This is a genomic window from Amycolatopsis sp. NPDC004772, from assembly GCF_053601215.1.
Map to the genome: position 1 here is coordinate 13,882 of NZ_JBSGBK010000053.1, position 12,224 is coordinate 26,105.

11 protein-coding genes are annotated in these 12,224 nt (G+C 73.1%); 4 read left to right on the forward strand and 7 right to left on the reverse strand.

Annotation, left to right across the window (positions count from 1 at the left end; translation table 11 throughout):
* Positions 1 to 12 precede the first annotated feature (12 nt).
* Together ACWEF6_RS27525 and ACWEF6_RS27530 are read left to right on the forward strand one after the other, a co-directional pair.
* Complete coding sequence (locus ACWEF6_RS27525; RefSeq protein ID WP_449685571.1) at positions 13 to 2,286, forward strand: glycosyl hydrolase family 95 catalytic domain-containing protein; 2,274 nt, start codon at positions 13 to 15, stop codon at positions 2,284 to 2,286.
* Between the two features lie 60 nt (positions 2,287 to 2,346).
* On the forward strand, positions 2,347 to 3,243 hold the full coding sequence (locus ACWEF6_RS27530) for a peptidylprolyl isomerase (RefSeq protein WP_449685572.1): 897 nt from the start codon (positions 2,347 to 2,349) through the stop codon (positions 3,241 to 3,243).
* A gap of 121 nt (positions 3,244 to 3,364) precedes the next feature.
* Here the strand turns inward: ACWEF6_RS27530 and ACWEF6_RS27535 are convergent, their stop codons facing one another.
* The 3 genes from ACWEF6_RS27535 to ACWEF6_RS27545 all read right to left on the reverse strand — a co-directional run bounded on the left by ACWEF6_RS27535 (position 3,365) and on the right by ACWEF6_RS27545 (position 7,801).
* Positions 3,365 to 5,110, reverse strand: coding sequence for an FAD-dependent monooxygenase (locus tag ACWEF6_RS27535; protein WP_449685573.1), 1,746 nt, complete (start codon positions 5,108 to 5,110; stop codon positions 3,365 to 3,367).
* The gene (locus ACWEF6_RS27540) at positions 5,107 to 6,855 is read right to left on the reverse strand and encodes a maleylacetate reductase and hydroxyquinol 1,2-dioxygenase domain-containing protein (RefSeq protein WP_449685574.1); all 1,749 of its coding nucleotides are present in this window, start codon (positions 6,853 to 6,855) and stop codon (positions 5,107 to 5,109) included. The genes ACWEF6_RS27535 and ACWEF6_RS27540 overlap by 4 nt, the downstream gene beginning before the upstream one ends.
* Before the next feature lie 76 nt (positions 6,856 to 6,931).
* Complete coding sequence (locus ACWEF6_RS27545) at positions 6,932 to 7,801, reverse strand: helix-turn-helix domain-containing protein (RefSeq protein ID WP_449685575.1); 870 nt, start codon at positions 7,799 to 7,801, stop codon at positions 6,932 to 6,934.
* 70 nt (positions 7,802 to 7,871) lie between these two features.
* On the opposite strand from ACWEF6_RS27545, the gene ACWEF6_RS27550 reads away from it, so the two are divergent.
* Complete coding sequence (locus ACWEF6_RS27550) at positions 7,872 to 8,609, forward strand: DUF4184 family protein (RefSeq protein WP_449685576.1); 738 nt, start codon at positions 7,872 to 7,874, stop codon at positions 8,607 to 8,609.
* Here the strand turns inward: ACWEF6_RS27550 and ACWEF6_RS27555 are convergent.
* From ACWEF6_RS27555 to ACWEF6_RS27565, 3 genes are read right to left on the reverse strand one after another with little or no spacing between them, the layout of a single operon-like run.
* Positions 8,576 to 9,373, reverse strand: coding sequence for a siderophore-interacting protein (locus ACWEF6_RS27555; RefSeq protein WP_449685577.1), 798 nt, complete (start codon positions 9,371 to 9,373; stop codon positions 8,576 to 8,578). The two genes, ACWEF6_RS27550 and ACWEF6_RS27555, sit on opposite strands and share 34 nt — an antisense overlap.
* Positions 9,373 to 10,239, reverse strand: coding sequence for a PDR/VanB family oxidoreductase (locus tag ACWEF6_RS27560; protein ID WP_449685578.1), 867 nt, complete (start codon positions 10,237 to 10,239; stop codon positions 9,373 to 9,375). The genes ACWEF6_RS27555 and ACWEF6_RS27560 overlap by 1 nt, the downstream gene beginning before the upstream one ends.
* A gap of 1 nt (position 10,240) precedes the next feature.
* Positions 10,241 to 10,861, reverse strand: coding sequence for an MSMEG_1061 family FMN-dependent PPOX-type flavoprotein (locus ACWEF6_RS27565; protein WP_449685579.1), 621 nt, complete (start codon positions 10,859 to 10,861; stop codon positions 10,241 to 10,243).
* A gap of 56 nt (positions 10,862 to 10,917) precedes the next feature.
* On the opposite strand from ACWEF6_RS27565, the gene ACWEF6_RS27570 reads away from it, so the two are divergent.
* Positions 10,918 to 11,535 (forward strand): TetR/AcrR family transcriptional regulator, encoded by a 618-nt coding sequence (locus ACWEF6_RS27570; RefSeq protein ID WP_449685580.1) that lies wholly within the window; start codon positions 10,918 to 10,920, stop codon positions 11,533 to 11,535.
* Positions 11,536 to 11,631: 96 nt separating this feature from the next.
* Here the strand turns inward: ACWEF6_RS27570 and ACWEF6_RS27575 are convergent, their stop codons facing one another.
* Entirely contained in the window at positions 11,632 to 12,210 is a 579-nt protein-coding gene (locus ACWEF6_RS27575) for a LuxR C-terminal-related transcriptional regulator (RefSeq protein ID WP_449685581.1), read from the reverse strand.
* Positions 12,211 to 12,224 lie beyond the last annotated feature (14 nt).

Sequence of the window (12,224 nt, forward strand, 5' to 3'; positions counted from 1 at the left end):
CGAGGAGGTCGAATGGACATCACCCGCAGGACGGTGCTCGGTGGTGCGCTCGCCGGGATCGCCGCCGCCGGCTTGACGCCGGGTTTCGCCGCCGCGGCACCCGGTGGCGACGACTTCGGCTGGGCCGGGTTCCTCGGCACCGCGGACCTGTACTGGCGGCGGCTGCCGAAGACCTGGTACGAGGGCCCGTTCCTGGGCAACGGCTATCTCGGCTCGGGTATCTACGCGGAGCCCGGGCAGAACGCGATCCGGTTCAACGTCCAGCACAGCCAGGTGCAGGACCACCGCCCGGAGTTCGGCTCGCTGTTCGGCCTGGCCCGGCTCCCGATCGGGTACTTCACGCTCGAACCGGCCGGCGCGATCACCGCGATCGACTGGCGGATGGACCTGTGGAACGCCGAGCTGACCGGGACGATCACGACGTCCGCGGGCAGTCTGAGCCTGCGGGCGATCGTCCACACCGGACAGTCTTTGCTGGCCGTCGAGATCCGCCCGTCCGAGGGGGAGCGCGGGTTCAAGTGGGTGTTCCACCCGGCGGTCGCGGTCAGCCCGCGGGCCGATCCGGTGTGGAACAAGCCGCCGCCGGCCGGGTACACCGCGAACCCGCCGGTGCAAATGTCGGGCAGCGGTGACGCGCGGCTGGCCGTCCAGCCGCTGCTGGCCGGCGGCGAGCACGTGACGGCCTGGCGGGAGGTCACGCGCGGCGGCGCCCGCACGCTGTACACGTCGGTGGCCTGGTCGCACCCCGGAAAGACGTCGGCCGCGCGGGCGCTGGGCACGATCCGCCGGGCGCTTCCGTTCGCCGCGCTGACCCAGGACCACCGGCGCTGGTGGCACGACTACTACCGGCAGAGCTTCCTGTCCATTCCGGACACCCGGCTCCAGAGCTTCTACTGGATCCAGCTGTACAAGGTGGCATCGGCGGCGCGGCGCGAGGCGCCGGTGATGGCGACGTCCGGGCCGTGGCTGGAGAACACGCCGTGGCCGGCGACGTGGTGGAACCTCAACGTCCAGCTCGAGTACTGGCTGATCCACGGCTCCAACCACCTGGAGCTCGACGCCGTCAGTTACGCCCTGGACAAGTACCGGGCCAACCTGACTTCGCAGGTCGCTTCTCCGTACCAGGCCGACTCGGCCGGGATCCCGCGGACGACCGACATGACGCTGCTCAACGGCGTCTCGAACGCGACCAGCGGGTTCCCGGTCGGGATCCCGGGGCAGGACACGCCGACGCCGGAGGTCGGCAACCTGACCTGGGCGCTGCACAACGTCTGGCTGTCCTACCGGCACACTCTCGATCACGTCCTGCTCCGGGGCACGCTGATCCCGTTGCTGCGCAAGGCGATCAACTACTACCTGCACTTCCTCGCGCTCGGGCCGGACGGCCGGCTCCACCTGCCGCCGACGTTCTCGCCCGAGTACGGTGTCAACGCCCCCGACTGCAACTACGACCTCTCGCTGATCCGCTGGGGCTGCAAGACGCTCCTGCAACACGCACCGGGCGATCCGCTGGCGCCGCGCTGGCGGAACGTGCTGGCGAACCTCGTCGACTACCCGGCCGACGCCAACGGCTACATGATCGGCGCCGGGGTGCCGTTCGCGAAGTCGCACCGGCACTACTCGCACCTGCTGCAGATCTACCCGCTCTACGACGTCACCTGGGAGCAGCCGGAGCACCGGGCGATCATCGAGACGTCGCTGAACCACTGGGTCGGCTTCGAGGGCGCGCTGCAGGGCTACACGTTCACCGGGGCGGCGTCGATCTCGGCGCAGATGCTGCGCGGCGAGCAGGCCGCGTTCTACCTCGGCGAGCTGCAGCGGCGGTACATCCAGCCGAACACGATGTACCAGGAGTCCGGGCCGGTCATCGAGACGCCGCTGTCGGCGGCGAAGTCCCTGCAGGACATGCTGGTGCAGAGCTGGGGTGGCGTGCTGCGGCTGTTCCCGGCGGTACCGGCGGCCTGGGGCGACGTCGCTTTGCGGGACTTCCGCACCGAAGGCGCGTTCCTGCTCAGCGCGTCCCGCACCGGCGGGAAGACGCGCTGGCTGAAGGTGCACAGCGAGGCCGGGGCGCCGTGCGTGCTGCGGCCGGGCATCGACGGCGAGCTCGCGGTGACCGACGCGCGCGGCCGGGCGCGCCGCTGGCGGCGGCTGGCCGGCGGGGACGTCCAGGTCGAGCTCGGGCGCGGTGAGGACGCGTTCGTGTACCGGAAGGGGGATCGCCCGGACTTCGGCGTCCGGCCGGTGGCGCCGGGCGGGCCGAGCGCGCCGTGGGGCCTGCCCTGATCGCCGTTTTCGCCCGGTCCCGACGGCAGTAGGGTGTGCTCTCCGACGAGGGGAGCGTGGATGAGCGAGCCGGACGGCAGACCCGGGCCGCCGTACCCGTATTCGCCGTGGCCGTCCCCGGTCCCGCCGAAGCGGTCGTCGACGTTGGCGATCGTGGTGATCACCGGGTCGGTCGTGATCGTCGTGGTGATGGCGCTGGCCTTCCTGGCCTGGGGCTACCCGGGGTTCCTGCGCGAGCCGGACGGCCAGGCCGGCGGCGCGTTCCGGACCACGGCACCGTCGCCGTCGACTTCGGCGGCCGCGCCCGGGACGCCGGGCGCGATCCCCGGCGGCCGGGCGCCGATGCCGAAGCGGAGCAAGCCGCTGGCCGACCCGGTGACCTGCGCGTTCACCCCGGACACCGGCTCGCCGGCCCCGAAGAAGGTGGCGCTGCCGCCCGACGGCCCGGCGCCGTCGTCGGGCACGGTCGGCGTGCGGCTGGCGACGACCGCGGGCGACATCGGGCTGACGCTGGACCGCGCGCTGGCGCCGTGCACGGTGGTCAACTTCCTGAGCCTGGCCCGGCAGGGTTTCTACGATGGCACGTCGTGCCACCGCCTGTCGGTCGTCACCGGGTTGCAGATGCTGCAGTGCGGCGACCCGGTGGGCGACGGCACCGGCGGCCCGGGCTACACGATCCGCGACGAGCTGTTCCCCGGCCTGACGTACGGCCGCGGCGTCCTCGCGATGGCGAAGACCACGGCCCCGGACTCCGGCGGCTCCCAGTTTTTCCTGGTCTTCGGCGACATCGACATCCCGCCGGAGTACACCGTCTTCGGCAGCATCGACGACGCCGGCCTGGAAACCCTCGACGCGATCGCCCGAGCCGGAATCGACCCGGCAAAACCCGGCATCGGCGACGGCAGCGGCCCGCCGAAGACCCCCGTAACCCTCACCAAGGTCACCGCCACCTCGTAACTCGCGTGATCCGAGCCGTATCTGGCGTGATCAGAGCCGGAACTCGCGTGATTGGGACCGTAACTCGCGAGTTCCGGCTTCAATCACGTGAGTTCCGTGCTCAATCACGTGAGTTCCGGGTTCAATCACGGGCCAGGAGGTGGCGGAGGTTCTGGAGGAGGGTCTCGGCGGGGGTGGGGGACGGCGTGGGGTGGCGGAAGGCGACGTAGCCGTCGGGGCGGATGAGGAGGCAACCGGCCTCGTCGATGCCGCGGAGGCGGGACCAGTCGCCGTAGGCGTCGCGGACGTCCGGGTCGCCGATGCGGACCGTCCGCAGGTCCAGGCCCAGCTCGGCGCCCACCTTGGCTGCCGCGTCGCGCCACGGGGTGCCGGTGAGGCCGGTCAGGAGCGTCCAGCGGCCGCCGCCCACGAGGTCCAAAGTGGACACACGACGGCCGTGCGGGCCGACCAGCCACGCGTGCGGCAGCTTCGCGCCCGGCTCGGTGCTCGGCCGGTGGAACAGCTCGGGGTCGCCATCGGAAACCGGAGCCGGGACGCCGTCGGGCAGCACCGCCCCGGAGACGTACCGCTGATCCAGCTCGACGCCGTGCGCGTTGAACTCGTAGTGCTTCAGCTCGATCGCCTGCTCCAGCTCATGCCGCTTGCGTGCCCCCTCGGCCGTGGGCGCGAGGCAGGTCTCGAGCCCGGCCGAGATGCCGTCGGCGTCGGTGTCGCCGGAGATCCCCAGCGCGGCGAAGATCGGCCCGAACTGGTCGCGGCTGAGGTTCGCCCGGTCGACGATCTGCTTGCCGACCGGCGCCCGCTCGGCCGTGTAGCTGTCCAGCAGGCCCTCGCCCGCCTCGCCGCGCAGCACCATCGCGAGCTTCCACGCCAGGTTGTAGGAGTCCTGGACGGACGTGTTCGACCCCAGCCCGTTCGACGGCGGGTGCCGGTGCACGGCGTCCCCGGCGCAGAACACCCGGCCGCTGCGGTACTCGGTCGCGTAGTTGTGGTTGACCGTCCACAACGACGTCGAGGTGATCTCGACGTCCAGCGCCGGGTCCCCGACGAGGTCCCGCACCAGCCGCGTCGCTTCCTCGGCGTCGACCTCGGGCGGTGGCTGGGCGATGTCGTAGCCCCAGGTCAGCAGCCACTCGTTCCACGGCCGCACCATCCGGACCAGGCCCATCCCGATCCCGCCGAGGTGCGCGCCCGGCCGCATCACCCAGTACAGCACGCTCGGCCGGTGCGCCACGTACCGCGCGAGGTCGGCGGTGAACGTGATGTTCATGCTGCCCGCCTTGCCCGTCTGCCCGGCGATCGGCAGGCCGGCTTGTTCGGCGACGCGGCTGCGGGCGCCGTCCGCGCCGATGAGGTACTTGGCGCGCAGGGTGAACTCGTCGCCGCGCACGCGGTCGCGGAACCGCACATCGACCCCGGAATCGTCCTGGGCGAACGACAGGAACTCGGTGTCCAGCCGCAGTTTCGTGCCCCGCGCGGCGGCCTCGCTGACCAGGATCGGCTCCAGGTAGGTCTGCGGCAGGTCGATCATGTGGCACGGGCTCGCCGCCGCGTACTCCGACGACGACCGGTCGCCGGTGCCCCAGCTGGCGATCCGGCCGATCTCCGGCCCGGTCAGCGACGTGCAGAGCACGGTGTCGCCCATCAGCTCCGGCGGTGTCCCGGCGGCCAGGGCCTTGTCCTCGACGCCGAGGTCGCGCAGCACCTCCATGGTCCGCTGGTTGGTGATGTGGGCGCGCGGGGTGTTGGCCGTCCAGCCGTACTTGGTCGCCAGCACGGCCGGCACGCCGTAGGTGGCGAGCAGCAGCGCCGCGGAGCCGCCGGCCGGGCCGCTGCCGACCACGATGACGTCGGTGTCGTAGGTCATGCGCTGCTCCCTGAAATCCGGAAGGTGAAGTCGAGCCCGTCGGTGAAGTCGACGATCAGGCCGTCCTTGACGCCGAACACGGTGTCCGAGTCGAGGTACTCCCCGCCGGCGACGAACAGCTGCGTGATCAGCGTGCGGTAGCCGGTTTTGGCGATCATGAAGTGCACGTGCGGCGCCCGGTAGGGGTGCCGCCCGACGGCGTCCAGCAGCTGCCCGACCGGGCCGTCGGCCGGGATCGGGTACGCGCTGGGGACGATCGTCCGGAAGCGCAGCCGCCCGTCGGCGTCGGTGCGGAAGCGGGCGCGCAGCACCGGACCGTCGACGTCGGGCAGCTGGACGTCGTAGAAACCGTCCTCATTGGACTGCCAGACGTCGACGATCGCGTCCGGGACCGGGGTGTCCGCCGTGTCGACCACGCGGATGTCCGCGGCCAGGGGCGTACCGGGCAGGCCCGCGGCCAGATCGGTGCCCTGCGGTGTCTCCGGCGGACCGTCGACGTAGAACGGGCCGAGGACGGCCGACGGCGTCGTGTCGGGTGTACGCGAGTTGGTCAGGACGTCGACGACGCTCGACACGCCCAGGGTGTCCGACAGCAGGATGAACTCCTGCCGCGTGTCGGTGGTGATGTGCCCGGCCCGGGTCAGGAAGCCGATCGCGTACTCCCACTCGTCCTGGGTGAGGTCGGTGCGGATCGCGTAGCCGTGCAGCGTCTCGACCAGGTCGCTCAGCAGCAGGCGCACGCGGTCCGGCGCGCCGGCGAAGCTGTCGACGACCTGCTTCGTGAGCGCCTTGAGGCTCGGGCGCGTGGCCGGCCGGGTGCCGTGCAGCGCCTGACGCAGCAGGTCCGCTTCCGGTTCGCCGTCGAGGTCGGCTTCGGTGAGGCCCAGCTCGGCCAGCGAGCGCGGGATCGGGAGCGACGCGGCCAGGTCGAACACCTCCGCGGCGTCGTCGAGCCTTTGGTGCGCCATGACGTACGGGAGGAGGACGGCGTGGGTTTCGGCGTGCGGCAGCCCGAACTTGCCGCCGAGGTGGTGGCAGAGCCGGTGGTGCAGGCCCATCCGCACCGCGTCGAGGCACGTCCCCGCGAGCCAGGCGCCGCGGAGCGCGTCGGTCCGGGCGTCCACATCGGACGGATCGGCGGCGATCCGCGGCAGGGCGCCGGTGAGCAGCCGGATCGCTTCGGCGGCGAGCAGGTCGGTCATCGGGTTGGCGTCCGGGGCGTACCGCGCCTCGACGGCATGGGCGAGCGCGTTCAGCCCGCTCGCCGCCGACACGGGGACCGGCAGCGACAGCGTGAGCGAGACGTCGTAGAGGACGATCGCCGGCCGGACCGCCGGGTTCCGGTGCGTGGTCTTGCGCCCGTCGGCGGTCTCGCCGAGGACGGCGGTCAGTTCGGAACCCGCGTACGTCGTCGGGACGATCAGCTGCGGCAGGCCGGTCCGCAGGGCGAGAGCCTTGGCCAGCCCGGTCGCCGAGCCGCCGCCGATCGCGACGACCCCGTCGACGTCGTGCTCGGCGACGACCTTGAGCGCGCGCTCGGTGACGTCGACGGGCGTGTGCTCGGTGGCGTCTTCGAAGCGCGCGGCCAGCCGGGGGCCGAGCGCCTCGGCGGCCCGGTCGCCGTGGCGCGGGCGGCCGATCAGCAGGACCCGGCCGAGCCCGAGCCGGTCGGCCTCCGCGCCGAGCGTGCCGAGCGAGCCGAAGACCACCCGGACGGGGTTCGCGGCGTAGCTGAACGAGGTCATGCGAGGCAGTATCCGGCCGCGAACGAGGCCCGGTCCTGCACGTTCGTGCTGCTCGACGGCACGAAACGCGCGTGTGTCAGCCGAGGCGGCGCAGAGCGGCCGGTGTGGTGCCGAGCTGAGCGCGCAGCACCCGGGTGAGGTGCTCCTGGTGCGAGAACCCGCAGCGGACGGCGATCTCGGCGATCGGGTCGTCGCCCGTGCGCAGCAGCAGCCCGGCCCGCTCGACGCGCAGCCGCAGCAGGTAGCGGTGCGGGGGCAGGCCGGTGCGGGCCTTGAACCGGCGGGAGAACTGGCTGACGCTCAGCCCGGCGAGGTCGGCCAGGTCGGCCAGCGGCACCGGCTCGGCCAGCCGTTCGGCCATCAGGTCGCGGACCGCCGCGAACTGGCGGTCGGACAGGCCGCGGGCCGGCTCGGGCTCCGGGACGTGCCCGGCGCGGTGGTGGCGCACGAGCTGGGCGGCGACGAGCGCGCCGAGCTGGTCGGCGTAGGTCCGGGCACCCGGCTCCCAGTCGCGGACGACGCCATCGAGGCTGAGCACCAGCTGTTCGAGCAGCGGATCGTGGCTGCCGAGCTCCTCGGCGAGCTGCACGGTCTCCCCGGCGGCCTCTTGGACGGCGACGTCGGCGAGGTAAACGTGCACGGTGTCGAGCGCCCCGCCCAGCTCGACGGACAGCTCGGCGTGCGACGGCTGCAGGAAGAGCCCGCCGGCGGGCATCCGCCGGCTCTGCTCGCGCGCGGTCCCGACCGCGCGCCGGACGGTCACGGGGCCGTCGAGGTGCAGGATCAGCTGGTGGCTGCCGGCGGCCCCGAACTCGGCGCGGTACGGGCGTTCCCGCTGCCGGGAGACGTAGACCCGGTCCCAGCCGAGGCCGGCACTGGTCCGGTCCGGGCGGACCCAGGGCAGCGCGAGGATGCCGTTCGTGTCGGCCAGCCCGAGTTCGCCCACGCTGCCTCCTCGCCGCGATGGTACCCGCCCTGAGCTGGGCGGCCGGTCAAGCCGACCCCGGGGGAGTCCGTTGCCGTTCACGTTCGCGCACCCGGCCGCGGTGGTGCCGCTGGCCCGGTGGCTCTGGCGGCCCGGCCTGGTCGCGGGTTCGCTCGCGCCCGACGTCGCGTACTACGTGCCGCTCCCCGGCGGGGAGCTGACCCACGAGCCGGTGGGGCTGGTGAGCGTGGACCTGCTGCTCGGGCTGGTGCTCGTGGCGGTGGGATACGCCGTCCTCGCGCCGGCCCTGGCGTTCGGGCCGGCCGGCTGGCGGGAGCGGGTGCCGCGCCCCGGCCGGGTCCCGTGGCTCGGCGCGGTGGTCTCGGTCGTCGCGGGGGCGGCCACCCACCTGTTCTGGGACGCGTTCACCCACACCGACGGCTTCGCCGTGCGGCACTGGAAGGGGCTGCGGGTCTCCGTCGTCGGCCCGCACCGCCTGTACAACGTCATCGGGTACGTGTCGTCCGCCGGCGGGTTGCTCCTGCTCGCGGTGCTGGTCGTGCGCTGGTACCGCCGGGTCCCGCGGGGTTCGCGGGCATGGCCGGCGTTGCCCCGCACCGGCCGGTGGGTGGTGGCGGCCGGACTCGGTGCGGGGCTGGTGGTGGGAGCGCTGCTCGGGTTGACGGACCCGGTGAGCGAGGTCAGCGGCTACGACTGGGTGCGCTGCCTGCTGATCGGCGCGGTCCGGGGCGGGCTCGTGGCGGTGGCTTGCTACGTCGTCGCGTGGCCGCTGGCTCAGCCGGGCGCCGCGCGGCCGTGGCGCCAGTAGCCGAGGAACGCGATGTCCGCCTTCGGCCAGCCGCGGTCGCGCACCAGGTGGCGGCGCACGCCCGTGGCCAGCGCGGCCTCCCCGGCGACCCACGCGTAGGCGGGCCCGGACGGCAGGACGGCGTCCCGGATCGTCGCCAGGGCCAGCGCGCCCGGACGCCGGCCGGGCCCCGGGCGGGGCAGCCAGTGCACCCGCACCCCGGGCGGTGCCTCGATCTCCCGCACGTCCGCCGGGGAGGGCACTTCGAGGAACACCTCCGCCACGAGGCCGGCCCCGGCGTGCTCGAGGATCGCCAGGATCGCGGGCAGCGCGCTCTCGTCCCCGGCCAGCAGCTGCCACGACACCCCGGGCGGCGGCAGGTAGCTGACGCCGAGGTCGAAGACGCCGGCCGGATCGCCCGGGCGCACCCGGCGCGCCCAGTCGGCCGCGGGCGCGTCGCCGTCGTGGAGGGCGAACTCGATGTCGATCTCGCCGGGCCGGGCCCGCCGGATCGTGTAGTTGCGGACCCACGGGCGGCGGGACTTCGGCAGCACGAGCAGTTCGGCCATCCAGCCCTCGTTGTCCAGCGTGGGCATGCGGAGCCGATCCTGACCCACGCGCGGGAAGAACAGCCGCACCGCCTGGTCGTCGCCGGCCGGCTCGAACTCCGCCAGCCCGGGACCGCCGAGGGTGATCGTGCGGAACGCCGGGCTGGGCGCGGTGGTCGCGCGGACTTCCAGGGTGATCATCCGCCGCGTCCGGGGGCGGCGCACCTTCGGGAACATCAGACGTCCAGCACGAGCCGCGGGGACAGCGCGCGGGACACGCACGGGTACATCCGGCCCGCCGCCGCGCCGATGTCGTCGCGGTGCTCGGGCTCACCCTTCACGACCCGCACTTCACAACTGCCGCAGACGCCCTCCCGGCACGCGGACGGCACCGGCCGCCCGGCGTGGTTCAGCGCGTCCAGCAGCGACTCGTCGGCCGGGACCTGGATCGTGCCCCCGGACCGGGCGCACCCCACTTCGAACGGGGTGTCCGGCCCGAACGCCCGCCGGGTGGGCTCGAACCGCTCGGTGTGCACCGCGGGGAACACCGCCTCGGCCGCGTCCACCAGCGACGCCGGGCCACAGCAGTACACCTCCGCCGTCGGGAACTCCCCGGCCAGCGCCGCGAGGTCGGGTCGGCCGAGCCGCACGCGGTCCCCGTACCGCGACGCGAGTTCGGCGGCGAACGGACGGCCCGCGTACGCCAGTGTCACCGCGGCACCGGAGGCGGCGGCGGACCGCAGCATCGGCAGGATCGGCGTGATCCCGATCCCGCCCGCCACGAACAGGTACTCCGGCGCGGGCCGCAGCGGGAAGTGGTTGCGGGGCAGGGAAACCGTCAGCGTCCGCCCCGGTCGCAGGAACAGGTGGACGTACTCCGAGCCGCCGCGGCTCAGCGGGTCGTGGCGGACCGCGATGCGGTAGGCCGAGAGGTCACCGGGGTCACCGCACAGCGAGTACTGCCGCGTCAGCCAGTTCGGCAGCTCCAGGTCGATGTGCGCGCCCGGTTCCCACGGCGCCAACGGGCCTTCGTCGCCGCGCAGGACCAGCGAAACGACGTCTTCGGTCACGCGCTCGATGCGCTCCAGGATCGTCTTCTGCATGTCAGTACAGCTTCCGGTAGCCCGCTTCGAGGAGCTGGTCGAGCAGCGCCGGGTCGACGTTCATCATCTCGCCGGCGACCTCGCCCGCCGACGGCAGTTCCGCCGCGAGCGCCTGGCTCGCCGGGTCCCACAGGCGCGAGCGGATCAGCGCGCGGCCGCAGTGGAAGTACACCTCGGCGACGTCGACGACGATCGCCAGCTCCGGTGCCTTGGCCTCGGTGCGCATCCGGGCGAGGACGTCCGGGGCGTCGGTGACGTACGCGCTTCCGTTGACCCGCAGCGTTTCCCGCATGCCGGGGACGAAGAACAGCAGGCCGACGCCGTCGTTCTCGGCGATGTTGCGGAAGGAGTCGGCGATCTTGTTGCCGGGCCGGTCGGGCAGCGCCAGGGTGTGCTCGTCGAGGACCTTGACGAAGCCGGGGTAATCGCCGCGGGGCGAGCAGTCGGCACGGCCCGCGGCGTCCGCGGTGGCCAGCGTCAGGAACGGCGAGTGCGCGATGAAGCGGCGGGCGTGCCGGTCGAGGTGGCCGCCGATCTTGGCCTTGATCATCGCCTCGGGCTCGCCCAGCCGGGCCCGCACCTCGGCCGCGGAGACGCGGGGCAGCGTATTTGTGCTGGTCATGGCACAATTATGAGCAAATATTCAGATCTTGACTACTCGCTTTCCCGGAGGATCCCGTGCCGTCGGACCAGCGCCGCATCCAGCCACGTAAACAGCCGCGGCAGGTGCGCGCCGAGCTGACCCGGCAGCGGATCCTGACCGCGGCTGCTCACGTTTTCGGCGACCACGGCTACGCCGCCGGCACCACCAACCGCATCGCCGAGCGCGCCGGCATCTCGATCGGCTCGCTGTACCAGTACTTCCCGAACAAGGACGCGATCCTCGCCGAGCTGCTGACCCGGCACCTCGACGGCGGCACGGCGGCCGCGGCCAAGGTGCTGACCGGCCCGCTGCCCGAGTCGATCGAGGAGGTCTTCCGCGTCTTCGTCCGGCTCGCCGTCGAGGCCCACCGCGACGACCCCCACCTGCTGCGCATGCTGCTGGAGCACGCCCCGCGGTCGAACGAGCTGCTGGAGCGGATCGGCCGGGTGAAGCAGGACATGGCCGGCCACACCCAGGCCTTGCTGGAGGGCCACCCCGAGGTCCGCGTCGCCGACACCGCCACGGCGGCCCGCCTGGTCATCGCGACGGTCGAGCTGGCCGTCCACGACCTGCTGGCCGAACCCGACCCGGTCGACGCCCGGCGGCTGGAGGACGAGATGGTCGCGATGCTGACCCGGTACGTCACGGGGTGACCTGCCGCTGCCCACCGCGCACCGGGCGGTCGCCGGCAAACGCTTGCGCGCCCGGCTCGCCGTCCCGGTCACCACGGCGGGCGCCGCACTTTTCCCTCAGCGGTCCCTGGCCACCAGCGCCGCCTGGGTGCGGCTGGTCACGCCGAGCTTGGCCAGCACGTTGCCGACGTGGACCTTCACCGTTCGTTCGGCCAGTCGCAGCCGGGCCGCTATGTCCTTATTGGACAGTCCCTCGCCGAGCAGCTCCAGCACGTCGCGCTCCCGCGGTGTCAGTGCACCGCCGCCGCTCAACGCCGAGGCCGCCGCCGGGCTCAAGGCCGTCACGCCCTGGTGGGCCGCCCGGACGGCCGCCGCGAGTTCGTCGCCCGAGGCGTCCTTCAGCACGAACCCCGCCGCACCCGAACTCAGGGCTTCGCGGATCTCCCGCGGCCGGCCGACCGTCGTCAGCATCAGGACCCGCGCCGCCGAGGGGCCGAGCCGGCGCAGGACTTCGAGTCCGTCCAACCCCGGCAGGTACAGGTCGAGCAGGACGACGTCGGCGGGCACCGGCGACGCCAGCAGCTCCGGGCCGCTCGCGTACTGCGCGACCACCTCGAGGTCCGGCTGCGCGCCCAGGATCAGCGCGATGCCCTCACGCACCAGCGCGTGGTCGTCGACGACCTGCACCCGGATCATGCCCGCACTCTACT

What these genes read in the sequence shown, in the direction of transcription:
- ACWEF6_RS27525 (WP_449685571.1), top strand. Translation starts at nt 13, where the DNA reads ATGGACATCACCCGCAGGACGGTGCTCGGTGGTGCGCTCGCCGGGATC.
- ACWEF6_RS27530 (WP_449685572.1), top strand. Translation starts at nt 2,347, where the DNA reads ATGAGCGAGCCGGACGGCAGACCCGGGCCGCCGTACCCGTATTCGCCG.
- ACWEF6_RS27535 (WP_449685573.1), bottom strand. Translation starts at nt 5,110, where the DNA reads ATGACCTACGACACCGACGTCATCGTGGTCGGCAGCGGCCCGGCCGGC.
- ACWEF6_RS27540 (WP_449685574.1), bottom strand. Translation starts at nt 6,855, where the DNA reads ATGACCTCGTTCAGCTACGCCGCGAACCCCGTCCGGGTGGTCTTCGGC.
- ACWEF6_RS27555 (WP_449685577.1), bottom strand. Translation starts at nt 9,373, where the DNA reads ATGTTCCCGAAGGTGCGCCGCCCCCGGACGCGGCGGATGATCACCCTG.
- ACWEF6_RS27560 (WP_449685578.1), bottom strand. Translation starts at nt 10,239, where the DNA reads ATGCAGAAGACGATCCTGGAGCGCATCGAGCGCGTGACCGAAGACGTC.
- ACWEF6_RS27565 (WP_449685579.1), bottom strand. Translation starts at nt 10,861, where the DNA reads ATGACCAGCACAAATACGCTGCCCCGCGTCTCCGCGGCCGAGGTGCGG.
- ACWEF6_RS27575 (WP_449685581.1), bottom strand. Translation starts at nt 12,210, where the DNA reads ATGATCCGGGTGCAGGTCGTCGACGACCACGCGCTGGTGCGTGAGGGC.